The sequence below is a fragment of the Eubacterium ramulus genome, assembly GCF_003122485.1.
Taxonomy (GTDB): Bacteria; Bacillota; Clostridia; order Lachnospirales; family Lachnospiraceae; genus Eubacterium_I; species Eubacterium_I ramulus_A.
Genome location: NZ_JRFU01000121.1, coordinates 28,775 through 52,450 on the forward strand (window position 1 = coordinate 28,775; position 23,676 = coordinate 52,450).

Annotated in this window: 21 protein-coding genes and 1 tRNA gene; 17 read left to right on the forward strand and 5 right to left on the reverse strand. The window is 43.1% G+C overall.

The features are described from left to right. Window positions 1-91 precede the first annotated feature (91 nt). Window positions 92-577 (forward strand): hypothetical protein, encoded by a 486-nt coding sequence (locus LG34_RS10645; protein ID WP_146190219.1) that lies wholly within the window; start codon window positions 92-94, stop codon window positions 575-577. A gap of 167 nt (window positions 578-744) precedes the next feature. Here the strand turns inward: LG34_RS10645 and LG34_RS10650 are convergent, their stop codons facing one another. The 3 genes from LG34_RS10650 to LG34_RS10660 are packed head-to-tail and all read right to left on the reverse strand — an operon-like array spanning window position 745 to window position 5,263. Beyond that, window positions 745-2,139, reverse strand: a complete 1,395-nt coding sequence (locus LG34_RS10650; RefSeq protein ID WP_330427515.1) for a HAMP domain-containing sensor histidine kinase — start codon at window positions 2,137-2,139, stop codon at window positions 745-747. A gap of 39 nt (window positions 2,140-2,178) precedes the next feature. Beyond that, window positions 2,179-2,877: a response regulator transcription factor gene (locus tag LG34_RS10655; protein ID WP_109216022.1), complete on the reverse strand. Its 699-nt coding sequence runs from the start codon at window positions 2,875-2,877 to the stop codon at window positions 2,179-2,181. A 10-nt stretch (window positions 2,878-2,887) separates the two neighbouring features. Beyond that, window positions 2,888-5,263, reverse strand: a complete 2,376-nt coding sequence (locus LG34_RS10660) for an endonuclease MutS2 (RefSeq protein WP_109216023.1) — start codon at window positions 5,261-5,263, stop codon at window positions 2,888-2,890. 235 nt (window positions 5,264-5,498) lie between these two features. Here LG34_RS10660 and LG34_RS10665 point away from each other — a divergent pair, with 235 nt between their 5' ends. The 11 genes from LG34_RS10665 (at window position 5,499) to LG34_RS10715 (ending at window position 18,112) form a co-directional block, all read left to right on the forward strand. Continuing rightward, window positions 5,499-6,746 carry a S1C family serine protease gene (locus LG34_RS10665; RefSeq protein ID WP_109216024.1) on the forward strand — a complete coding sequence of 416 codons (1,248 nt, stop codon included), beginning with the start codon at window positions 5,499-5,501 and terminating at the stop codon, window positions 6,744-6,746. 126 nt (window positions 6,747-6,872) lie between these two features. Then, entirely contained in the window at window positions 6,873-7,817 is a 945-nt protein-coding gene (locus tag LG34_RS10670) for a 3'-5' exoribonuclease YhaM family protein (protein ID WP_109216025.1), read from the forward strand. Window positions 7,818-8,015: 198 nt separating this feature from the next. Beyond that, window positions 8,016-9,392, forward strand: coding sequence for a 23S rRNA (uracil(1939)-C(5))-methyltransferase RlmD (gene rlmD, locus LG34_RS10675; RefSeq protein ID WP_109216026.1), 1,377 nt, complete (start codon window positions 8,016-8,018; stop codon window positions 9,390-9,392). A gap of 29 nt (window positions 9,393-9,421) precedes the next feature. After that, a complete protein-coding gene (locus LG34_RS10680; protein ID WP_109216027.1) occupies window positions 9,422-9,781 on the forward strand; it encodes a hypothetical protein in 360 nt (119 codons plus the stop codon). Window positions 9,782-9,814: 33 nt separating this feature from the next. Next, entirely contained in the window at window positions 9,815-10,780 is a 966-nt protein-coding gene (locus LG34_RS10685) for a zinc-ribbon domain-containing protein (RefSeq protein ID WP_109216073.1), read from the forward strand. A gap of 13 nt (window positions 10,781-10,793) precedes the next feature. Continuing rightward, complete coding sequence (locus LG34_RS10690) at window positions 10,794-12,050, forward strand: glycoside hydrolase family 3 protein (protein WP_242979880.1); 1,257 nt, start codon at window positions 10,794-10,796, stop codon at window positions 12,048-12,050. A gap of 129 nt (window positions 12,051-12,179) precedes the next feature. Then, window positions 12,180-13,106: a LysR family transcriptional regulator gene (locus LG34_RS10695; protein WP_109216028.1), complete on the forward strand. Its 927-nt coding sequence runs from the start codon at window positions 12,180-12,182 to the stop codon at window positions 13,104-13,106. A 220-nt stretch (window positions 13,107-13,326) separates the two neighbouring features. Then, window positions 13,327-13,536, forward strand: coding sequence for an alpha/beta-type small acid-soluble spore protein (locus LG34_RS10700; protein WP_109216029.1), 210 nt, complete (start codon window positions 13,327-13,329; stop codon window positions 13,534-13,536). Between the two features lie 433 nt (window positions 13,537-13,969). Continuing rightward, complete coding sequence (locus LG34_RS10705; RefSeq protein WP_109216030.1) at window positions 13,970-15,238, forward strand: zinc-binding dehydrogenase; 1,269 nt, start codon at window positions 13,970-13,972, stop codon at window positions 15,236-15,238. Window positions 15,239-15,298: 60 nt separating this feature from the next. Further along, window positions 15,299-16,060, forward strand: coding sequence for a DeoR/GlpR family DNA-binding transcription regulator (locus LG34_RS10710; protein WP_109216031.1), 762 nt, complete (start codon window positions 15,299-15,301; stop codon window positions 16,058-16,060). A gap of 96 nt (window positions 16,061-16,156) precedes the next feature. Further along, window positions 16,157-18,112, forward strand: coding sequence for a PTS mannitol transporter subunit IICBA (locus LG34_RS10715; RefSeq protein WP_109216032.1), 1,956 nt, complete (start codon window positions 16,157-16,159; stop codon window positions 18,110-18,112). 274 nt (window positions 18,113-18,386) lie between these two features. On the opposite strand, the gene LG34_RS10720 is transcribed toward LG34_RS10715, so the two are convergent. Next, a complete protein-coding gene (locus LG34_RS10720; protein WP_109216033.1) occupies window positions 18,387-19,319 on the reverse strand; it encodes an alpha/beta fold hydrolase in 933 nt (310 codons plus the stop codon). 283 nt (window positions 19,320-19,602) lie between these two features. Between LG34_RS10720 and LG34_RS10725 the strand changes: the two genes are divergently transcribed. Continuing rightward, on the forward strand, window positions 19,603-19,857 hold the full coding sequence (locus tag LG34_RS10725) for a hypothetical protein (RefSeq protein ID WP_109216034.1): 255 nt from the start codon (window positions 19,603-19,605) through the stop codon (window positions 19,855-19,857). A gap of 102 nt (window positions 19,858-19,959) precedes the next feature. Here LG34_RS10725 and LG34_RS10730 read toward each other — a convergent pair whose 3' ends face one another. Further along, entirely contained in the window at window positions 19,960-20,400 is a 441-nt protein-coding gene (locus tag LG34_RS10730) for an FMN-binding protein (protein WP_109216035.1), read from the reverse strand. A 361-nt stretch (window positions 20,401-20,761) separates the two neighbouring features. Between LG34_RS10730 and LG34_RS10740 the strand changes: the two genes are divergently transcribed. The 4 genes from LG34_RS10740 (at window position 20,762) to LG34_RS10755 (ending at window position 23,675) form a co-directional block, all read left to right on the forward strand. Further along, window positions 20,762-20,834: transfer RNA gene (locus tag LG34_RS10740), tRNA-Gly, on the forward strand. Window positions 20,835-21,183: 349 nt separating this feature from the next. Beyond that, a complete protein-coding gene (gene thyA, locus LG34_RS10745) occupies window positions 21,184-22,032 on the forward strand; it encodes a thymidylate synthase (protein ID WP_109216037.1) in 849 nt (282 codons plus the stop codon). A gap of 197 nt (window positions 22,033-22,229) precedes the next feature. Beyond that, the gene (locus tag LG34_RS10750; RefSeq protein WP_109216038.1) at window positions 22,230-22,721 is read left to right on the forward strand and encodes a dihydrofolate reductase; all 492 of its coding nucleotides are present in this window, start codon (window positions 22,230-22,232) and stop codon (window positions 22,719-22,721) included. A gap of 3 nt (window positions 22,722-22,724) precedes the next feature. After that, window positions 22,725-23,675 carry an AEC family transporter gene (locus LG34_RS10755; RefSeq protein WP_109216039.1) on the forward strand — a complete coding sequence of 317 codons (951 nt, stop codon included), beginning with the start codon at window positions 22,725-22,727 and terminating at the stop codon, window positions 23,673-23,675. Window position 23,676 lies beyond the last annotated feature (1 nt).

Genomic DNA, 23,676 nt, shown 5'->3' on the forward strand with positions numbered 1-23,676 from the left:
TAGAAAGTTTGTTTTTTAACGTATGGAAAATGTAACAATTATCAGTCACCTGACCCCGCGTGAGTGGAAAATGTCGTGGGAAAATAAGGTTGTGGAAGATTCAAGAGAGAATATGCGTGCGTATCAGCAGCAGAATTGCTTTTGGGGACATTTTAAGAATGACAGGGACTTTACGATCTGCCATCACAAAGAGTTTGAAATTAAAGGTATGAGTCTTGGACTTTACTTTAATGGAACAATCGAAGATGATGAGCGTGGTTGTAAGATTGTTGGTAAATTCGGAAAGAAGAAAACAGCAAATCTGTTTCTTGGAATGGGAGCAGCGCTCTGTATCGCAGCAATATTTGGAGCAATCGCACGTCAGGATATGGAAGTATCCATTGTCGCGACTGTATTGCTTGCCATTTTACTGATTGTCTATTTTGCAAAGCCACAGAAGGGACAGAAACGGATTCTGGACCAGCTGGAGAAAATATCCTTTGATAATAACTATCATAGAAAGGTGAGTAAAAAAGCAAAAGCAGATGTGAAGAAAAAACGAACCATGCGGGAAAAAGCAATGGTGAATGTGGAGTAAAAAGGAAAACCCGAACAGATCAGAAATGAACTGTTCGGGTTCTTTCTTTGCTTGATTGGAAATTATGCTGAATTTCTTATTAAACGCTTGATTATCTATACAATCTGCCGGTCATAAGAAGTAAGTATAAATGTTCACAAATCTATTGCAAGGAGAATGAGAAGAAATTAATTTTCATTCTCTGCATAAGGGAGGGTGAAGATAAATTCGGTTCCTACCCCTTCGGTACTGATGACATTAATATTTTCATGGTGTGCATGAATGATCTCTTTTACAATGGCAAGACCAAGTCCGGTGCCTTTTTTATCTTTTCCACGGGATGCATCTGTCTTATAAAAACGTTCCCAGATACGTCCGATGCTGTCTTTGGGAATACCAATGCCGCGATCTTTGACGGATACAAATACCTTTCCGTTTCGCAGCGTAGTTTCAATCGTGATGGCGGAATCTGCATTGCTGAATTTAAAAGCATTGTCGATCAGATTGTGCATAACCTGATCAATTTTTGCGGAATCTGCTTTGACATACAGTTCGTCTCCGGTCAGGATCAGGTCAAAGGAAAGGCGCTTTTCTTTACAGCGTCCCTCAAACATCAGTATTGTTCGTTTGATGAGCTGATTCAGATCAAATACGGTCAGATTCAGGTACGTGCCTTTAGAACCATATTTATTCAATTCCAGAAGACTTTGCGTCAGCTTTTCCAGACGTTCTGCTTCAAAAATGATAACGTTTAAATATTTTTCCTGTAACTCCGGTGGAATCGTACCATCTGCCATCGCCTGTGCGTAACCTTTGATGGATGTCAGTGGAGAACGGAAGTCGTGAGACACATTGGAAACGAATTTGTGCTGATCGTTTTCAAGTGCATCCAATTCCACTGCCATGTAGGTTAAAGTATCTGCCAGTGTTCCAAGTTCATCCTGCCGATGCAACTCCAGTTTGGTTTCAAAATCGCCCTCTGCATAGGAGACAGCGGCTTTACAGATCGTATTCAGTGGGCGGTAAACGGTAAAGAAGAATACCACCAAAATGATCATGGCCAGCAGTGCCAGAAAAATCAGGGACAGATAATAACTGTTCAGTAAGCCATATTGCAGATCTGAAATGTGGCTCAGTGGCTGACAGATCAGGACATAACAGCTTACACTGTAATTATGAGTGACCGGCGTATAAACACTTAGCACATCGGAATCATAAAGGTTGTAAAAATGGTTGATATTATAATAATCGCTTCCAAAATCCAGAATGTCAAAATCCGGGATCATTTCGGAGTCAGTGGCTTCCCAGGATTCGGTAGAAGTCACAAGAATTTTCCCGTCGGTATCCACGACATAAATATCTGCATTCAGGTAGCTGCCTACTGCATAAAGCTGTTTTTGAAACTGTGTCAGCGTCATATCGGAACTGTAATAGTTGGTTCCAAAGGACGTGGCGATCAGGTTACTTTCCCGGCGTAGAGCAGAGGCAAAATGTTTTTCGAGATATTTCTGATTGTAACGGGCAGTAAAGGTGGATATCATAATAAATCCAAGCACTGCAAATACAAGATAAGAAAATATCATCCTGAAAAGTATTTTATGTTTCATATGAAATAAATGCGGTTAGCGGCGTTCGAATTTGTATCCGATGCCCCATACCGTTGAAATCCCCCAATGTTCGTGATCTTTGATTTTTTCCCGGAGACGTTTGACATGTACGTCAACGGTACGTGTGTCGCCCAGATATTCATAGCCCCAGATGTTGTCCAAAAGCTGTTCTCTGGTGAACACCTGATTTGGAGAGGAAGCAAGGAAATACAGAAGTTCCAGCTCCTTTGGCGGCATGTCGATGATCTGTCCGTAATACATGACAGAGTAGTTGGTCAGATTGATGACCAGATCCGGATATTCCACACATTTGATCTCTGGTTCTGCCTTTTCCGGTTTCATGACCTGATAGCGTCTCAGCACTGCTTTGACTCTCGCAACTAATTCCTTAGAATCGAATGGCTTGATGATATAGTCGTCAGCGCCAAGTTCCAGACCAAGTACTTTGTCAAATACTTCACCTTTGGCAGAAAGCATAATGATCGGTACGTTGGACTGTGTCCGGATCTCACGGCAGACCTGATATCCGTCGATGCCCGGGAGCATCAGATCCAGTAAAATGAGATTTGGCTGATAAGTTTTAAATTCGCGCAGAGCGGATTCTCCGTCTTCTACGATCTTCGTATCATAACATTCTTTCAGCAGATACAATGAGATCAGCTCAGCGATATTGGCATCGTCATCTACGATCAGAATTTTCTGTTTGACTGCCATAATTTTCCTCCTATTCGAATTCGGCGATCGTTACACCGGCATCACCTTCGCCAAATTCGCCAAGATGATAAGATTTTACATATTTTTGTTTCTTTAAATGGTTCTGAACCGCTTTGCGCAGCGCACCGGTACCTTTTCCGTGAACAATACGCACGGTTTTTAAATGTGCCAGATAAGCGTCATCCAGATATTTATCCAGTTCGATTAGAGCTTCATCTACGGTTTTACCGATCAGGTTGATTTCTGGAGAAACGGATAATGATTTTGCCATTTTCAGCTTGCCGGCGCCGGTTTTTGTGTTTTGTACAACCGGAGTGGCATCTTCGTTTAACAGAACAAGATCGCGGATATTGGTCTGATAACGCAGGATACCAGCTTGCACGAACAGATTTCCTTTGGCATCCGGAAGGGTGTGAACGGTTCCCTTCAGGTTCATGCTGAGAATCTTGACGGAATCCCCCAGACGCAGCTTCTTCGGAACGTTGTGGTTGACGGCAGCTTTCTTTTTCATGGAAGATTTGGACTGAGCTTTGTCCAGTTTCTTGCGGACTTTTTCACGGTCTTTTTCCATGGCAGCAGCATCCACATGAGTTTTGCCATATTTATGGAAGTTGCGGATGGTTTCGTCTGCCAGATCTTTTGCTTCTTTTAAAATAGCGGCGGCCTGTTGGTTTGCTTCCTGTAAAATACGGTCGCGGCTGCGGTTTAATTTATCCTGTTTTTCTTCTAATTGTTTCTTTAAAGAGGCAGCTTCCTGTTTGTAACGGTTGATCTCTGCCTGTTCTTTTTCAATGGTGAGACGGCTCTGTTCCAGATCAGCGATCACGTCCTCAAAACTTTCATTTTCTTTGGTAATGCGTGTTTTGGCATCTTCGATTAGATCAGAAGGAAGTCCGATCTTGCTGGAAATGGCAAAGGCATTACTTTTGCCCGGAATACCGATCAGCAGACGGTAGGTAGGGCTTAAGGTCTGTACGCTGAATTCGCAGCAGGCATTTTCTACACCTTCTGTGGAGAGTGCGTAAAGCTTGATCTCACTGTAGTGCGTGGTTGCCATGGTGCGAATCTTATCCTGACGAAGACGGTCGAGGATGGAAATCGCAAGGGCGGCACCTTCATCCGGATCTGTACCGGCACACAACTCATCAAAAAGAACGAGGGAGTGCGGGGTAGCATGTTTCAGGATGGAAACGATGTTTGTCATATGAGAAGAAAAAGTACTCAGACTCTGCTCAATACTCTGTTCATCTCCGATATCTGCGTATACATCGTCAAAAATAGCAAGTTCGGAACGATCTTTTGCCGGAATGTGCAATCCTGCCTGTCCCATCAGGGTAAACAGACCGACCGTTTTTAAAGAAACGGTTTTACCACCAGTATTCGGTCCGGTAACGATCAGCAGGTGAAACTCATCGCCCAGATGAACATCGATGGGAACGACTTTTTTCGGGTTCAGCAGCGGATGTCGTCCCTGACGGATCCGGATACGTCCTTCCGTGTTGAAGATCGGAGCCATACCGTTTTGGATTTTTGCCAGATTTGCCTTTGCAAAAATAAAATCAAGATCCGTCAGGATATGATAATTATCCATCAGGAAATCTGAGTACTGGGCAGTCAGATTACTGAGTTCTGCCAACACTGCTTCGATGGCTTCCTGCTCTTTTAAAAATGCTTCTTTTAAATCGTTATTTAATTTTACAACGGACATCGGTTCGATAAACAGGGTGGAACCGGTAGCGGACTGATCGTGGATCATGCCTGGAACCTGTCCTTTGTATTCTGCCTTGACCGGCAGACAGTAACGACCGTTTCGCATGGTGACAACCGTATCCTGTAAATAAGAACGGGTGGTGGAACTGTTCAACAAACTGTTCATGGCACCATGGATCTTGTCATTGATATTGCGGATGGTTCGCCGCACACTGTGCAGAGCCGGGCTTGCATCATCACTGATCTCATCCTCTGCTAAAATACAGCGGCGGATTTCTTCTAAAAGCGGTGTCAGCGGCTCAAGTCTTGCAAACATATCATCCAGCGAATCCTTTGGCAGATCGTCACGGTTTTCTCTGGAATAAGATTTTGCGCGTTTCGTAATCTCTAACAGGTTACAGACAGACAGAAGTTCGGCAGCGTTTAATGTACCGCCGATTTCCAGTCGTTTCATCTGAAATCCCGGATCTTTTAAGCCACCGAAAGTCAGATTGCCTTTGCGGTAGATGCGGGAAAGTGCATCCGATGTCTGTGTCTGTGCCTGTATGATATCCTGTTTGTCTGTCATAGGCTTCAGTTCGAGACAGCGTTTTTTGCCGGCATCGGAAGTCGCCTGATCTGCAAGCAGGTGAATGATTTTGTCATATTCTAAAACTTTTAATGCTTTTTGATTCATATGTCCTCCATAACATAAACAACATAAACGAAATTAAGTCGCTATTATTTATATTTTAACGCATAATCAGGAAAGTGAAAAGAGAAGATTGCATTAATTTTGCTATGGTATTGGCACTGTGGAAGAAATAGTTGCATAAGAATTACAGAAAACGTATAATAGTTCCATAAGACTTATATGCTGAGGGCGTTCCGGAATGTGTGGACGCTGAAATGATTCAGAAAGGTGTTTGACCATGGATAAGAAAAAGCAGGAAGAATATCATTTTGTAAAAGAGCATATCAAGAAAATTCCGCCGGATCGAAAGAAACGGAGAATGAGTCTGGGATGGACGATTCTTCTGGCAGCTGTGTTCGGTGTGGTTGCTGCACTGGTGTTTTGTGCTGTAAAACCGGCAATCGAGCGGCTGTTTCAGTCCGAAAATGAGCAGGTAGTATTGTCCAGTGATGAGACAAAAGAAGCGGATACTGCTGATGAACCGGTATATATTACAGAAACGCAGCAGATGGATCTGAATGATTATCAGATTTTGCAAAATAAACTGTATGCGGTGGGACGGGAAGCGAACAAATCCGTGGTGTCCGTCAAAGGCATCGGACAGACGACGGATTGGTTTGACACGGAGCATGTGATGGAAAATCAGGGTTCCGGCATTATTCTTGCCGATACGAACGGTCGTTATCTGATCGCTACGGAGCGAAAGTTGATTGCAGAAGCAAACCAGATTGAGGTCAGCTTTTATGATGACAGTACTGCGGAAGCAGAACTGATCGCGTACGATGGAACGACCGGAATTGCTGTTTTAAGTGTACAGAAAAGTCAGGTGTCAGAGGATACGCAAAACCGGGTGGCAGCAGCGACTCTGGGAAGTTCTTCGGCACTGACACAGGGAACCATTGTGATCGCAATCGGAAGTCCGCTTGGAGAGCCTTTTTCAGTTCTGACGGGAAACGTGACTTCCAGCAGTCATGAAGTGACAGCTACGGATGCAAATTATAAAGTGATTTCCACAGATATTAATGCCGGTTCAGGCGGAAGTGGTGCGCTGATCAACTTAAACGGTGAGGTCGTGGGACTGATCTTGCAGAGTTTTGGTACGGAGGCAGCACAAAGTACCGTTACAGCGATTGGTATTACAGAGATCCGTTCTATGCTGGAAAAAATGTCAAATGGGGATACTCCGGCGTATCTTGGTCTGGAAGTGAGTACAGTGTCAAGTACTATCGCCAAAGAGAACAAGATCCCGAAAGGGGTATATGTGAAAAATGTCGCACAGGATTCGCCGGCGATGCAGGCGGGACTTCAAAATGGCGATGTGATCACACAGATTGGCAATACAGAACTGACTTCCGCGGAACAGTATCGCACCTGTTTGTTACAGGAAAAAGAGGGGCAGCAGGAGAAAGTCACACTTCAGCGTATGGGCGCGGATAAGAAGTATCAGGAAATGACGGTGGAAGTAACGTTTGATGCGGCAAAATAGCTGAAGTGGCAAGAACATAAGAATATAAGGGCAAAAACAAGACCAGTCAGAACATGACAGCAAAAATAATACCGTAAGAAAAAGACAGTATGAAATAGAAAGGACCCGACAGGGGATGAGTGAATTATGAAATATATTGAAGAACTGCGTGAGGGAGAACGAATCGGAGAGGTATATCTGTGTAAACATAAACAGACTGCGACAACAAAAGCAGGAAAACCATATGATTCTCTGATTCTTCAGGATAAAACGGGCACCCTGGATGCAAAAATCTGGGATGTTGGTTCCAGCGGAATTGAGGAGTTTGACAAACTGGATTATATCTATGTGGTCGGAGATGTGACCAGCTTTCAGGGCGCGTTACAGCTGAATGTCAAACGTGTGAAAAAAATGTCAGAGACCGATGTGAATCCATCCGATTATCTTCCGGTCAGTGAATATAATATAGAAGAAATGTATCAGAAACTGTTAGCTTATATCGCACAGATGAAGCATCCATATCTGAAACAGCTTGCAGAGTCTTTCTTTGCAGATGCAGACTTTGCAAAACGTTTCCAGTTTCATTCCGCTGCAAAAAGTGTACATCACGGATTCGTGGGCGGACTGGTAGAACATACGTTACATGTGACACAGATCTGTGACTTTTTCAGCAAATTGTATCCGATGCTGAACCGTGATCTGCTGCTGACTGCTGCGATGTTCCATGATATCGGAAAACTTACAGAGCTTTCTACGTTCCCGGCAAATGATTACACGGATGATGGTCAGTTACTGGGACATATTATGATCGGAGCCATGGAAGTGCAGAAACATATTGATCAGATTGAAGGATTTCCGAAACGGACAGCTTCTGAGCTGATTCACTGTATTCTGGCACATCATGGCGAACTGGAATATGGTTCCCCGAAAAAACCGGCGCTGGCAGAGGCGATTGCACTGAGTTTTGCGGACAACTCCGATGCAAAACTGGAAACTATGCGGGAAGCATTGTCTAACATTCCGGAAAACAGTCTGGAGTGGCAGGGATTCAATCGTTTCCTTGATTCTAATATCAGAAGAACAAGCAAGTAATATATCAGATGAGTAAAAATAAGTGCTCCCGATGCTGTTGTGTCCGGAGCACTTGATTTCTAAGAAGATAGGATGATATGTAATTTGCAGATTTCTGAAAAATACAACGATGCTGGAAAAGATTGCGGCATGGAATGATGCCATGATATGGCTGCTTGTTGACATTTGAAAATGATGTTACTTTTGGAAAGGATAACTATGCAGAAAAACGATGAATTGATTTTGAAAATAGAGGATATGGGCGTGGACGGAGCTGGTATCGGAAAAGCAGACGGTATGACATTTTTTGTAAAAGATGCCGTTATTGGCGATGTGGTGCGGGCGAAGGTCATGAAACTGAAAAAGACTTATGGCTATGCCCGTCTTATGGAGCTCCTGGAGGCGTCGCCGGATCGTGTGGAACCGAAATGTCCGTATTACAGACAGTGCGGCGGCTGTCAGATTCAGGCTTTGTCCTATGAAAAACAGTTAGAGTTTAAAGAGCGTAAAGTACGTAATAATCTGGAACGTATCGGTGGATTTTCGGAAATCCCGATGGAACCGATTGTTGGTATGGAAGAGCCATATCATTATCGGAACAAGGCGCAGTTCCCGGTGGGAACAGACAAAGATGGCCATATCGTGACCGGATTTTATGCGGGACGCACACATACGATCATTCCGAATCGTGACTGTGCATTGGGACTTCCTGTAAACCGGGAGATTCTGGATCTTGTCATTGATTTTATGGAAAAATATCATGTTTCCGCATATGATGAGAAAACCGGAAAAGGACTGGTGCGTCATGTGTTGATTCGCTGTGGATTTACCAGTCAGGAGAAGATGGTCTGTCTGATCATCAATGGAAAAAGTCTGCCACACAGCGAAAAGCTTGTGGAAGCGCTGCGCAAGATTGATGGAATGACAAGTATTTCTATCAATTGTAATACCGAGCGTACCAATGTGATTCTTGGACGCAAGACGGTCGTGCTCTGGGGACAGGAATATATCACAGATCAGATTGGAGAAATTTCTTATGAAATCTCACCGGTATCTTTTTATCAGGTGAATCCGGTGCAGACGGAGAAACTTTATGGTTTGGCATTGGAGTATGCAGATCTGCACGGGGAGGAAAATGTCTGGGATCTGTATTGCGGCATTGGAACGATCTCACTGTTTTTGGCGCAGAAGGCAAAACAGGTGTATGGTGTGGAGATCATTCCGCAGGCGATTGAAAATGCGAAACGGAATGCGGTGAAAAATGGTATCGAAAATGCAGAATTTTTCGTTGGAAAATCTGAGGAAGTACTGCCAGAGTTTTATGAGAAAGAGGCGGCAGCAGGACGGAAGGCGCATGCAGATGTGATTGTGGTAGATCCGCCGAGAAAGGGATGCGACGAAAAACTGCTGGAGACGATTGTAAAAATGGCACCGGATCGGGTGGTTTATGTGAGCTGCGATTCTGCGACACTGGCACGGGATCTGAAGATACTGTGTGAAAATGGATATGAATTAAAGCGTGCCCGGGCTGTGGATCAGTTCTGCCACACTGTTCATACAGAGAGTGTTTGTTTAATGGAAAGAAAAGATAAATAAGGGAGCAAATTGCAGAAAAGGAGAATGTGATGTACAGACCATCAATGTATAATAAACACGATGAATCAATGTATACTTTTGCAGAATTGTTTAATAATTGTAAGGTTTGCAATGATGTCATAATGAAACCGAATGATGAAGAAACGTATGGAAATGATGGATATTTTATTCATAGCAATGGTCAAAAGATCGGCTATGATTGGGAATATAGAGACCGATATTTTTCAAATTGCAGGCTGCAGTTTGATACATTGGGACAATACGAAAGAAAATTAAGAAAAGATTGTATTCAAATAGCAATACAGTGTGACTCTACCGAAACGGGAATTGCCGTTGGCTGGCATGAGGATTGGTTAGTGGAAGCAAAAGAAAATCGAAGCTTACAATAGAAAAAAGGTAGAGAGAAGAAAGGAGAAAAGAAAATGTTTTGTCCAAAGTGTGGTAAGCAATTGGATGATGGTGCAAAGTTTTGTTTCAACTGTGGATTTTCAATAGAATCCGTTAACAAAAATGCGCAGAATAGGAAGGCTGGTGTGCAGCCGAAACCGGTTGAGGTGTCAAGGAAACCTGAAGCAGAGCCGATGCAGCCAATCAAAGAGCAACAGGAGAATATGCAGTATGATTCATCATATCCGAATCATAAAAAAAGAAATGTGAAGATGGTGCTGGTGGTGGTCATAGCCGTAATTGTGGCAGCGATTGTAGTTATACTTGTAGCGCAACATTTGGGTTACACGTTACCGTTCCTGTCAAAGAATAATTATACTGTAAGCAGCGACCATGCTACCAAGTCGGATACTAAGGATGATGAAAACATCGACAGTAAAGATCATCAGGATAATGATGATAAAGACAAAAATTCTAATTTGAATAAGAATCAGAATTCTGATCAGGACAGTGATTCAGCAGATTCAGAGGAGACAGACAAACAGTCATCTGAAGAGGGGATTCATACCTATGAGGTGATCACCGCTGATATGACCTGGGATGAAGCATATAATGACTGTATAAAGCGTGGAGGATATCTGGCACGAATCAATTCCAGAGAAGAGTGGAATGCTATTATTGCACAGATTCAGGCATCCAACACAGAGGCATGCTATTTTTATGTATCAGGAACCAGAAACGATGGTGGAAGCTCTTATTATTGGAAGAATGAAAATGGTGAATTGTATGGAGAACCACTGAACAGCAGTGCATTCTGGGGCAATGATCTGTGGCTTGAAAATGAGCCGAGTTTTCAGGATGGCGATGTAACAGAAGATGTTATGGCAATTTTGTATATGAAATCAGCAAACCGCTGGGTACTGAACGATGTTGCAAACAACCCGCTTGAAACAGAAAGTTATTTGAGTGGAAAAATTGCTTATATTTGTGAGTATGAATAAAGAGGTTAGATCCATGAAATTAAAGTGGATAAAAAGAATGAGTGTGGGCGCGGCAATTGCCGTGCTCACTGCATTTTTTGTTGTCGGATGCGGCAGCACAGAAAAACAGAATAACGGGAGTTTGTCGACAGATTCCAGTCAGGACATTTCGGAAGTAAGTACAAAACAGGAAGTTCTTGAAAAATCAGAAGTTCCCAAAAAATCAGCGGATGAGTTGAAACGTGAAAAAGTGGAACAATATCTGGCAGATATGACAACCGAAGAAAAAGTAGCACAGCTATTTGTCATTACGCCGGAAGCCATTACCGATGTACAGACAGTCACGGCTGCTGGAAATGCGACCCGAAAGGCACTGGAAAAGTATCCGGTTGGCGGCATGGTATATATGAAAGCCAATCTGGTATCAGAAGATCAGACAAAAAAATTATTGGAAAATACCAAGACAATGTATAAAGAAATCGCGGATTTGCCAATTTTTCTGACGGTGGATGAGGAAGGCGGAACGGTAGCCAGAATTGCAGGAAATGATGGATTTTCCATAGAAAATGTCGGTTCGATGAATCTGATCGGGAAAAGCGGAGATACTGACAAAGCATATGAAGTCGGGGTTACGATAGGGACATATCTTTCGGATCTTGGATTTAATGTGGATTTTGCCCCAGTAGCAGATGTACTTACCAATTCCGAAAATCAGATTGTTGCCAAGCGTTCTTTTGGTTCTGACAGTGAACTGGTGACCAATATGGTGTTGGCAGAAATGAAAGGATTTGAAGAAACGGGAATATTATCCTGTGTAAAACATTTTCCGGGACATGGATGCACCATCGGCGATACTCATGAGGGTTATGCGTACACGGATAAGACCAGGGAGGAATTACAACAGGAAGAACTGGTGCCGTTTCAGGAGGCATGCGCGAATGGAGTACCTTTTGTCATGGTGGCGCATATTTCAGCACCGAATGTAATTGGTGATAATACACCGAGTTCATTATCGCCAGTTATGATCACGGATATTTTACGAAATGAATGGAATTACGATGGAATTGTCATTACAGATGCCTTGAATATGGGAGCTATCGTACAAAATTATTCTTCTGCCGATGCTGCGGTCAAAGCATTACAGGCAGGTGCAGATATGCTGTTGATGCCGGAAAATTTTCAGGAAGCCTATCAGGGCGTTTTGGATGCGCTGGAGAATGGTACATTGACACAGGAACAGATTGATTGTTCTGTAAGAAGAATTTTAAATGTGAAATTGAGTATGCAGTAAATAGAACAATCTATTATTTGATATAATTCCTATCTTTACAGTATGATATAAAAATGCTAAACTACCAGTTAAGAAATTTTATCTTATTTTTCATTAAGGCATTCATAGTTACTGAAAGAAGGAATGGACATGACATTTGTACAGTTAAAATATATATTGACCATAGCGGAAACGAAATCACTAAATAAGGCAGCAGAACAGTTGTATGTATCGCAGCCGTCTCTGACCAATGCATTAAAGGAACTGGAAAAAGAAGTAGGAATTACCATCTTTTTCCGTACCGGGCGCGGTGTGACATTGACAAACGATGGTGTGGAGTTTTTGACCTATGCCCGTGAGATTTACCGGGAGTATGAGCAGCTGATGCAGCGTTATGGGGATGGTGGTTCTTATAAAAAGAAATTTGCGGTATCTACGCAGCATTATTCCTTTTCGGTAAAAGCGTTTGTGGATGTGGCAAAAAAACTGGATATGTCAAAATATGAATTAGCCATTCGTGAGACCAAGACAGCGGAAGTCATCCAGGAAGTAAGCACGATGAAAAGTGAGATTGGAATCCTGTATTTGAGCGAATTCAATCGAAAATCCATGGAAAAATTATTCAAATCTGCAAATCTGGAATTTCATCCGCTGATCACCTGCAAAGCATATGTGTATTTGTGGAAGGATCATCCGCTGGCGAAGGAACCATATCTGACGCTGGAACAACTGGAACATTATCCGTGTCTGTCCTTTGAACAGGGAGATGACAGTTCTTTCTATCTGGCAGAAGAATTGTTCCCGACCAATGAATACAGTCAGATCATTCATGCCAACGACCGGGCAACGATGCTGAATCTGATGGTCGGTCTAAACGGCTATACGTTGTGTTCCGGTTTGATCTGTGAGGAATTAAATGGCAGTGATTATCGGGCAGTACCGTTTCGGAGTTTAGATCAGACGGGTGATATACAGGATGAAAATCAGATGGAGATCGGATATGTCACCAGAAAAAATCTGATTTTGAGCAAACTGGGACAGGAATATGTGATGGCACTGCGCCAGTATCTGGCGTAGTAGTTTGTGATTAAAAAATTGAGTTAGTGAAGGCACCAAAAACAAGAAGAATTTCCCAGACATAAAAACCACATCTCCGCTCATACTAGGAACAAGACAGAAAGCTTCACAAGGATACTTCTGTTGAGTTGAAAAGAAAAACAACCTTTCCCATTCAACAAAATTACCGGGAAGCGCCCTGTCTTTACTATAGAGAAAAACATTACGGAGGTGTAACAACATGAGTAATTCTAAGAGCTCAAACAAAGTGTCAGTTCCGGAGGCAAAAGAAGCAATGAACCGTTTCAAACAGGAAGTGGCATCCGAACTTGGAGTACCTTTAAAAGAGGGTTACAACGGAGATCTGACATCCCGTCAGGCAGGATCCATCGGTGGTGAAATGGTGAAAAAAATGATCATGAGACAGGAGGAGCAGATGTCTGACAAATAAGACCTGCTAAAACTACTCAGATCAGAGAGAAAATCATATACCGAATATTCGGATATGAGAAAAAAGAAGAGCAGCTGCGTTGTGCGGCTGCTCTTTTTCTATGAAAAGTTGGCGCTTTTCATAATGAAGATTGAAACGTTACAAAGTAAAAAGGTCTTTACTGTTGTTCCAACAATATAGCACAACAAAAGTATTCTGTCAATTCAAAAGTTATAATTTTTGAAGTAAAAATTTAAAGCAAAATTTTGTGTATTTTTACGTCAAAACAACAATTGACATTTCCACTGTATAGGCATATTATAATGACAACAGCTGTTGAAATAAAATAAATGAGCTTTTAAAACAACAATAAAAGGCAATAATGAAAAAGAAAATATTTTTGTTGTTGCAAAAGCGAAAAAACGGGAATAACATGTAGAAAGGAGCTTTTATTATGAAAGCAAAAGGAGTAAGATTACACGCAGCAAATGACCTGAGACTGGAAGAGTTCGAACTTCCGGAAATCACAGATGACGAAATCCTTGTAAAAGTAGTTTCTGACAGTATTTGTATGTCAACTTACAAATGTGCGATCCTTGGAACAGAGCATAAGAGAGTACATGAGGATGTTGCAGAGCATCCGGCAATCATGGGACATGAGTTCGCAGGTGACATCGTAAAAGTTGGTAAAAATCATCAGGATCAGTTTAAACCGGGTATGAAATTTACACTTCAGCCGGCATTAAACTACAAAGGAACCATGTGGAGCCCAGGATATTCTTATGAGTTTTTTGGCGGAGATACTACTTATTGCGTAATTCCAGCAGAGGTTATGGAGCTTGGATGCCTGCTTGAGTACAAAGGCCGTGCTTATTATGAAGCTTCTCTGGCTGAGCCGATGTCCTGCAGTATCGGAGCTTTCCATGCAGCTTACCATACACAGATGGGTGTATACACACACGAGATGGGTATCAAAGAGAATGGTAAACTTGCGATCATGGCAGGTGCAGGCCCGATGGGACTTGGTGCTTTAACCTATGCATTACACCGCGATGTACGTCCATCCATGGTTGTTGTTACAGACATTAATCAGGAGCGTCTGGATCGTGCAGAGGAATTATTCCCGGTTGCTGATTATAAAAAGGAAGGAATCGATCTTCATTTTGTAAATACAGGAAACTTTGAGGATCCGGTTGCTGAGCTGATCAAAATCTCCGGCGGCACAGGATATGACGATGTATTATGTTATGCACCGGTATCATCTGTTGTAACTCAGTCCAGCGCAATCCTTGGAAGAGATGGCTGCCTGAACTTCTTCGCAGGTCCGACAGACAAAAAATTCAGCGCAGAGATGAATTTCTACGATGTACATTACAATTCTACACATGTAATGGGAACTACCGGTGGAAATACTGCAGACATGATCGAATCTCTGGAGCTGACCGCTGCAAAACGCATCAATCCGGCTGTTATGGTAACACATATCGGTGGACTGGATGCTGCAGCTGAGACAACTCTGAATCTTCCGAAGATTCCGGGTGGAAAGAAATTAATTTATACACATTTAAGCATGCCGCTGACAGCATTAGATGAACTGAGAAAAGCAGCAGAAGAGAGAAACGATGACCGTTACATCGCTCTGGCTGACATTGTGGATGCACATCAGGGATTATGGTGTCCGGAAGCAGAAGAATATTTACTTGCAAACTTTATTACAGAATAAGTACTGCCAGAATTCTCCGATCCGTCAGGAATTGAGAGTCTCTGGCGGAGAGGAGAGACTATGGACGCAATGGAAATGCGCAGAAATGCGATTGCAGAACTGGTAAACAAACACGGAACCGTAAGTTTTTCACAGATTAAGGAACAGTTCCCGAATGTATCGGAAATGACACTCCGTACGGATCTCAAAGCCTTAGATGCGGCAAAAGAGATCGTAAGGATTCATGGTGGCGCAAAATCTGTACAGCTGGTGATCGGTACAGACGACTATCTCACCAGACGTTCGGTGCGCAACATACAGGCAAAACAGGAGATTGCAAAAAAGGCAAAACAGCTGATCCTGCCGGATACCGCTATTTTTCTGGATTCCGGAAGTACAACGACAGAACTTGCCCGGATTTTTCCGGATCAGTCCAATCTGATCTATACCACAGGACTTTCCTGTGCAACGGAACTTGCCAATCTCACAAAGCCTGTCATCATGCTGACCGGCGGACAGTTGAACCGCTACAGCATCAGTATGTACGGTATCTCCGCGATTCGGGAACTGGAACAGGTAAACTTTCATCAGACATTTTTAGGGGTAACAGGGTATTCAATGAAAGCAGGTTTTACCTGTGGAAACAGTGAGGAAGCAATGTTAAAACGCACAGCGATCGCGCAGGCGGAGCAGGTGATCGTTTTGATGGATTCTTCCAAAACAGATGTCAAAAGTACTTATACAATCTGTGGTCTGTCGGATGTGGACGTCATTATATCCGACGGAAAATTGCCGGAAGATTTTCTTTTGGAATGTGAAAAACATCACATTGTCGTATATTAAAAATAGTACATAAAAAGAAAGTTTTTCGGATGCTGGTTTTGCAATATTTCCCATTGTGTTCGTAGTATGGGGACTACAAAAGTGGGAGGTATTATTGTGAAAAACAAAGTACAGAAATTCGGTAAGTTCCTGTCGGGAATGGTTATGCCGAATATTGGAGCATTGATCGCATTTGGTTTTCTGGCAGCGCTGTTCATCGATACAGGCTGGATTCCAAATGAAAAATTAAACAGTATGGTATCACCGATGCTGACATATCTGATCCCAATCCTGATCGCATCTACCGGTGGAAAAATGGTAGGCGGCGACAGAGGTCGTGTCGTAGGTGCTATCGCAGTTATCGGTGCGATTATGAGTGATACATCTATCACAATGCTGATGGCTGCTATGGTTATGGGACCGTTGGCAGGATTTTGTATCAAAAAATTTGATCAGCTGATGGACGGCCATATGCCGGCAGGATTTGAGATGCTGATCAACAACTTTTCCGCAGGTATCATTGGTATGCTGCTGGCAATTCTGGGGTATGTGGTTGTCGGCCCGGTGATGAGTGGTATTTTAGCTGTTCTGGCAGCAGGAGTAAATATTCTGGTAAGCCACAGCCTGCTTCCGCTGGTTGCAATTTTCATTGAGCCGGCAAAAGTATTATTCTTAAACAATGCAATTAATCATGGTATTTTCACACCGCTGGCTACTGCACAGGCAGCAGAGGTCGGAAAAACCATTATGTATATGCTTGAGCCAAACCCAGGTCCTGGACTTGGTGTTCTGCTTGCATACATGTTCTTCTGTAAAGATAAAAAGACAAAACAGTCCGCACCGGGCGCTGTGATCATTCACGTATTAGGTGGTATTCATGAGATTTACTTCCCGTATATTTTAATGAATCCGCTTGTGATCATCGCACCGATCGTCGGAAATATGGTAGCAATTTTCTGGTTTAACCTGACAGGCTGCGGTCTGGTAGGACCGGCTTCCCCGGGCTCCATCATTGCATATCTGATGATGGCTCCGGGACCGGATATCTGGAAAGTATTAGTTGGTGTGGCTATCGCAACAGGTATTTCCTTTGCCATCGCATCACCGATCGTAAAAATGGCAGGTGGCAAGACCAGTCTGGAAGATGCACAGGCAGAGATGGCAGCGATGAAAGCAGAAGCAAAAGGTGAGGTTGCTGCTCCGGTTGCAATCAAAGATGCATCTGAAGTAAAGAAAATCATTTTCGCATGTGATGCAGGAATGGGTTCCTCTGCTATGGGAGCAACAAAATTCCGTAACCGTCTGAAAGCGGTTTGTCCGCAGATTCATGTAAGTAACACTTCTGTCGATAATATTCCGGCAGACTGCGATATCGCGGTTGTTCAGACAACACTGGCAGACCGTGCAAGAAAATCTGCACCGCAGGCACAGCTTGTGACCATTGGAAACTTCCTTGCGGATCCGGCATTGGATGAACTGTATGAACAGCTGACCAGCAAAACCGCTGATACAGCAGCTTCTACACCGATAGCTGATACAAATGTTATAAATGAAAAACAGGCAGAGAAAACGACACCTGTTGTTGAAAATGCAGAAATAGAAGAAAAAATTTCAGACGTATCTGCTGAGACATCACAGGCTGCTTCTGAGAAAAAACAGGTTCTGATCAAAGAAGGAATTCGTCTGAATCAGGCACCGGTTTCAAAAGAAGAAGTTATTCAAGCAGCAGGTGAGTTATTACATCAGCTTGGCTACGTGGATGAAACTTATGTAGATGCTATGCAGGAACGTGAAAAACTGATCACAACCTATATGGGAATGGGTGTTGCAATCCCGCACGGAACCAGTCAGGCAAAAGGCACCGTAAAGAAAACTGGTATCGTATTCTTACAGTATCCGGAAGGTGTTGATTTTGGTGATGAAAAGGCACAGCTTGTGTTTGGAATTGCCGGAATCGGGGATGAACATCTGGATCTGCTGGCAAAGATCTGTGAAGTATTGGAAGACGATGAAGTATTGGAAAAAATGAAAACGACTTCTGACCTTGACTGGGTAATGGAACGGTTATCTTAAAAGTTTCTTTGGTGGTAAAAATTTAAGATTGTGAAGGAAACTCCGGCTATTTTGTCTTATCGGCTAGTAATCGCTCGCTAAGAAAAATAGCCGGAGTTTCCAATTTGCGATATTGAGATTCAAAAAATTACGTTTAAGGAAGTGGAAGTTTTATATATTCCGTAACGTAAATTGGGGAATCAGGGGATTTTTTCTTGGAAAGCGATTGTTAGCTGACAAGACAAAATCCCATGGTTCCCCATTCAATACCTAAATTTTTCCCGCCGCAGAATTTTTACCTACGTGCAAGGTGCCCATTCAGCCACGTAAGGATATCTGCATAGACCACATCACGATCGGTTTCATTCAAAATCTCATGCCGATCTCCCGGATAAAGTTTGATCTGCACATCCTGAATGCCGGCATCTTTATACTGCTGGCAGACCTGCGTCACGCTTTTTCCATTATTTCCAACAGGATCATCTGCACCGGCAACGAAAAACAGTGGCAGATTTTTTGGAATCTGCTGAATATGAGCCGGATTCTGAATATATTGTATCCCACGAAACATCTGGTAATAACCGTTTACCGTGAAGCGGAAAGTAGACCACGGATTGTTGACACAGGCATCAATAATGGCTTCATCCTTGGTGAGCCAGTCACTTGGTGTACGCGCAGGTTCAAATTGTTTATTGTAACCGCCAAATGCCATATTATCTACAAAGGAACTTCGGTATTCCCATCCGCGAAACAGCGCGATCAGTCGGCAGAGCAGCTTTCCGATATGTAACACAATGCCTGGTTGGGAACCGGTTCCCATGATCACGGCACCTGCCAGTCCATCCGCATGCATTTGGATATACTGACGAGTCAGAAAGGACCCCATGCTGTGTCCAAGGAAAAAATAAGGCAGATCCGGATATTTTTTCTGCGTCATAGTCCGCAGGGTATGAATATCAGCAATAACACATTCATTGCCGTTTGGGTGTCCGAAATAACCGTGCTGGTCGTCGGTAACAACGGATGCGCCATGCCCAAGGTGATCGTTGGCGACCACATAGTAACCCTGAGCGGCAGCATGTTGTGCAAAATCGTCGTATCGGTCTGCGTAATCAACCATGCCGTGACAAATCTGCAAGACCGCTTTTGGTGTACCTTCCGGTTCCCAGATAATCGCGTGAATCTGTGTTTTTCCATCCGAGGATGGGTAAGTGATATCGTGTTTCATATTGGATTTTCCCCCTCTACAATCTGTACTTCTCAAATGATTAAAATGTCGAACGCACATGAGATTTGGTGCGAGGATCTGGTAAGTGTAAGCAGATACTTTTTTTCAGAATCATCGCAAGCCCATCCGTGATTGTTATGCTTCCATCATATCGGGAAAAAGTAATGGATGCAAGAGACAAATGCCGGGAACTGTAGTGAAGTGGCGGTATCGTTCATTGACGAACCCGAACAGGTATGCTATACTTTTGGGGAAAAGAAAGCAAGAAGGAGCTTATCAGAATATGAGTCAGGCAAAAGTTGATAGATATAAAGAAGAAAAGAAAAACAGAAAACAGACAATGAAAAAAGAAAAACGCAATCGTGTACTTGCAAGATCCCTTGGTGTAGTGATTGCGGCAGCAGTTGTATGCTGGATCGGATTTTCCGGATATTCTTATTATCAGGAGAAGAAACCGATGACAAAAACAGAACTTTCCACAGCAGCACTGAGTGATTATCTGAGCGGATTGACCACAACAGACAGTGCATCAGAGTAATCCAAAAAGTTTTGAAAAATATTACCCCATCGTGAGCAGCAGATGCCCGTCGATGGGGTTTGTTTTTTGCAAAAATCGAATAAAAATGAGTGTTGTGTCATGTTATTCATCAGAAACAATCGCTTTGTCCAGCGCATCTTCGACTGCATTCAGGAGCATCGTTGCGGTATATTGATTTTCTTCCGAATAAGAAATGTTGTCGGTGGACTGCGTTTTGCAGATCTGCTCACTGATATTGTCCATGGAGGACTGCATCAGCGGATACATGGTGGCAACGGTATCATTCAGATTTACAAAAGACACAGAGTTAATGTGATCTTCATCCACTACGACCTGCACATCCAACGTCTGCCCTTCAAAGGCGATTGAAGATGTGTATACACCGGCTTTGTATTTCGGCTGGTCGCTATCGTTTTTCTGATGCCTGCCCGGACCAAACATGTAGATCAGTAAAAAAATGAGTACAATTCCGAGAATAATAAAAATGGTTGTATAAATGACTTCTTTCATGTGAAGCACTATAATTTTTGTCTTTGAACGCATGCAACAGTTTCCCCCTCATATCATACTTTGTACATCATATGCAAAAAGAAGAAAAATATGTGTTCCTTCGGAAAAAATGGGGAGAAAAGATAGGAGAAAGGCTTTTTGGATGAAAGCAGGGGGATTTGATTGGGAAAAGGACGCTACGCGCTCTATTATCTGAGAACCTGGTAGCATTAGAATCTGGCAAAAAAGAACCAGTTTTTTTCGAATCTGAAAAAGTAAATGTTATCTTCTGGTACAAAATTTCAGATGGAATAAAAAATAATGTAAAAAAATTGAAAAAAGTGCTTGACTTTTGGGACTGACCGCGGTATCATATCACTTGTCTTGAGGCGAACAGCTAAAGACAATAAGATATGCGCGAGTGGCTCAGTTGGTGGAGCGCGACCTTGCCAAGGTCGAGGCCGCGGGTTCGAGTCCCGTCTCGCGCTTCCTAAAAAGGTATCCGATTGGATACCTTTTTTTTCGTCTAAAAACATGAACCCGCGGCGCCGCGGAGTTCGAGGTCTCAGAGGACATAAAGCCCTCTTCGGTCGGTGCTAACCATTGGTCTTCCAGACCAATAGCACCGTCTCGCGCTTTTTTGCGTGCCGGAAGCTGCGGCGTTTTCCATTTGTTGTATGCAGTATTTTTCAAGTTACTACTTTAAGAATTGTGTTTTTTTTGCTATACTATTACGAATACGAGAAAAATAAAATATATGATGTCGAAGGAATGTCAGATCTATTTATTTTTTATGGAACGAAATATTAGAATAGAAAATATAATTGGAGGACGCAGATGAGTTACGCAGATCACATTTTTATCAATATGTGTAAAGATATTATTGAAAACGGAACCAGCACAGAGGGAGAAAAGGTGCGCCCGAAATGGGAGGATGGAACCAGTGCTTACACCATCAAACAGTTTGGTGTGGTAAATCGCTATGATCTGTCCAAAGAATTTCCAGCACTGACTCTGCGCAGAACTGCCATCAAGAGCTGTACGGATGAGATGCTCTGGATCTGGCAGCAGAAATCCAACAATATCAATGATCTTCACAGCCATGTGTGGGATGAGTGGGCAGATGAAACCGGTTCCATCGGAAAAGCATATGGTTATCAGATGGGCGTAAAGCATCAGTATAAGGAAGGTATGATGGATCAGGTGGATCGTGTGATCTATGATCTGAAAAACAATCCTTACAGTCGCCGTATTATGACCAATATTTATGTGCACGCGGATCTGCATGAAATGCATCTGTATCCTTGTGCCTACAGCATGACATTTAATGTGACAAAGAAACCGGGGCAGGATAAACTGGTGCTGAATGCGATATTGAATCAGCGTTCCCAGGATATTCTGGCAGCAAATAACTGGAATGTGTGTCAGTACGCGGTACTCATGCATATGCTGGCGCAGGTTTGCAATATGCAGGTGGGTGAGCTGGTGCATGTCATTGCGGATGCGCATATTTATGACAGACATATTCCGCTGGTACAGGAGCTGATCTCCCGTGAGCCGCTTCCGGCTCCGACCTTCTGGCTGAATCCGGAAGTGAAGGATTTTTACAAGTTTACAAGAGATGATGTGCGTCTGGATAATTATCAGACCGGTCCGCAGATCACAAATATACCAATCGCGGTTTAACAGTTCACTCATCACATGTATTCAGACAATGATCATGCTTGCATGAGGAATTGGCTGGATGCATAGTGATGAAGGGAGCGCCTTATTATGAGCAAAAATAGTAGCGTAGCTACGGAGAAGCCTGAAAAGGCGTTTTGCGAATGGCGCGTGTGAACTGTATGAAATATTAATTAAGAAGAAAGAGAGATGTGAGATACATGAATTTAATTGTAGCAGTAGATAAAAACTGGGCCATCGGCAGAAATAATAAGCTGCTGGTGAGCATTCCGGATGACATGAAGTTTTTCCGTGAGACAACCACCGGAAAAATCGTTGTCATGGGACGTAAAACACTGGAGAGTTTTCCGGGAAAGAAACCGCTGAAAAACCGTGTGAATATCGTTCTGACAAGTGATCACAGTTATCAGGTTGACGGAGCTGTGATCGTGCACGATATGGACGAACTGCACGAAGAACTGAAAAAATACGACAGCAAAGATATTTACGTCATCGGCGGTGAGAGTATTTACAGACAGCTTTTGGATGAGTGCGAGGTGGCGCACATTACAAAAATCGATTTTGCTTACGAGGCAGATGCCTGGTTCCCGAATCTGGATGAAAAAGAAGAGTGGGTGGTTACCGCGGACAGCGAGGAGCAGACCTACTTTGATCTGGAATATTATTTCTATAAATATGAAAAGAAGGCATAAAGCATGAGTAACTTTTTATTTAGTATCAATGTGACGATACCGATTTTCCTTGTCATGGTAATTGGCTACTTTTTACGTCGGATCGGTATGCTGAACGAAAACTTTGTCACGGTGGCAAATAAGTTCAATTTCAAGGTGACTTTGCCGTTTTTGCTGTTCCGTGACCTGTCATCCGTCAATATTCAGGAAGTATTTGACCTGAAATATGTGCTGTTTTGTGCCATTGCCACTTCTATCTGTTTCTGGAGTGTGTATGGCCTGACAAAAATTTTTATGAAAGACAAATCTATGGTAGGTGCTTTTACTCAGGCTTCCTTCCGCAGCAGCGCGGCGGTTATGGGACTGGCATTTATCCAGAATATTTACGGGCAGTCAACAATGGGATCCCTAATGATCATCGGTGCGGTTCCGTTGTACAACATATATTCCGTGCTTGTACTGACATTTGAAGGAGATTATCCGGAGAATGAGCGCGATACAGGCAGAATCAAACAGGCTGGTATCAACATCCTGAAGAACCCGATTATCATCGGCATAGTCCTTGGTCTGATCGTGGCATTATTACATAATCCACTGCCGGAACTGGTAAATTCGACCGTAAACAATGTGGCAAAGATGGCAACCCCACTTGCATTGATCGGACTTGGCGCGGGCTTTGAAGGAAAGAAGGCACTGGCAAAGATCAAACCTACCCTCTGGGCTGCTTTTATCAAGCTGATCGCCCAGGCAGCAATTTTTATTCCGATTGCGGCTGCTCTTGGTTTTCAGGGCGAAAAAATGGTCGCACTCGTAGTCATGCTGGCAGCACCGGCAACCCCGAGCTGTTATATCATGGCAAAAAATATGCATAACGATGGTGTGTTGACGGCGAGCATCGTAGTGGCGACCACACTGCTGGCTTCCGTGACACTGACGGGATGGATTTTCCTGCTGCGCACGTTAGGGTGGATATAAC

What these genes read in the sequence shown, in the direction of transcription:
- LG34_RS10690 (WP_242979880.1), top strand. Translation starts at nt 10,794, where the DNA reads ATGAAATTAAAGTGGATAAAAAGAATGAGTGTGGGCGCGGCAATTGCC.
- LG34_RS10660 (WP_109216023.1), bottom strand. Translation starts at nt 5,263, where the DNA reads ATGAATCAAAAAGCATTAAAAGTTTTAGAATATGACAAAATCATTCAC.
- LG34_RS10720 (WP_109216033.1), bottom strand. Translation starts at nt 19,319, where the DNA reads ATGAAACACGATATCACTTACCCATCCTCGGATGGAAAAACACAGATT.
- LG34_RS10710 (WP_109216031.1), top strand. Translation starts at nt 15,299, where the DNA reads ATGGACGCAATGGAAATGCGCAGAAATGCGATTGCAGAACTGGTAAAC.
- LG34_RS10655 (WP_109216022.1), bottom strand. Translation starts at nt 2,877, where the DNA reads ATGGCAGTCAAACAGAAAATTCTGATCGTAGATGACGATGCCAATATC.
- LG34_RS10695 (WP_109216028.1), top strand. Translation starts at nt 12,180, where the DNA reads ATGACATTTGTACAGTTAAAATATATATTGACCATAGCGGAAACGAAA.
- LG34_RS10700 (WP_109216029.1), top strand. Translation starts at nt 13,327, where the DNA reads ATGAGTAATTCTAAGAGCTCAAACAAAGTGTCAGTTCCGGAGGCAAAA.
- LG34_RS10680 (WP_109216027.1), top strand. Translation starts at nt 9,422, where the DNA reads ATGTACAGACCATCAATGTATAATAAACACGATGAATCAATGTATACT.
- LG34_RS10750 (WP_109216038.1), top strand. Translation starts at nt 22,230, where the DNA reads ATGAATTTAATTGTAGCAGTAGATAAAAACTGGGCCATCGGCAGAAAT.
- LG34_RS10730 (WP_109216035.1), bottom strand. Translation starts at nt 20,400, where the DNA reads ATGCGTTCAAAGACAAAAATTATAGTGCTTCACATGAAAGAAGTCATT.
- rlmD (WP_109216026.1), top strand. Translation starts at nt 8,016, where the DNA reads ATGCAGAAAAACGATGAATTGATTTTGAAAATAGAGGATATGGGCGTG.
- LG34_RS10665 (WP_109216024.1), top strand. Translation starts at nt 5,499, where the DNA reads ATGGATAAGAAAAAGCAGGAAGAATATCATTTTGTAAAAGAGCATATC.
- LG34_RS10650 (WP_330427515.1), bottom strand. Translation starts at nt 2,139, where the DNA reads ATGATATTTTCTTATCTTGTATTTGCAGTGCTTGGATTTATTATGATA.
- LG34_RS10755 (WP_109216039.1), top strand. Translation starts at nt 22,725, where the DNA reads ATGAGTAACTTTTTATTTAGTATCAATGTGACGATACCGATTTTCCTT.
- LG34_RS10725 (WP_109216034.1), top strand. Translation starts at nt 19,603, where the DNA reads ATGAGTCAGGCAAAAGTTGATAGATATAAAGAAGAAAAGAAAAACAGA.
- LG34_RS10705 (WP_109216030.1), top strand. Translation starts at nt 13,970, where the DNA reads ATGAAAGCAAAAGGAGTAAGATTACACGCAGCAAATGACCTGAGACTG.
- LG34_RS10670 (WP_109216025.1), top strand. Translation starts at nt 6,873, where the DNA reads ATGAAATATATTGAAGAACTGCGTGAGGGAGAACGAATCGGAGAGGTA.
- thyA (WP_109216037.1), top strand. Translation starts at nt 21,184, where the DNA reads ATGAGTTACGCAGATCACATTTTTATCAATATGTGTAAAGATATTATT.
- LG34_RS10685 (WP_109216073.1), top strand. Translation starts at nt 9,815, where the DNA reads ATGTTTTGTCCAAAGTGTGGTAAGCAATTGGATGATGGTGCAAAGTTT.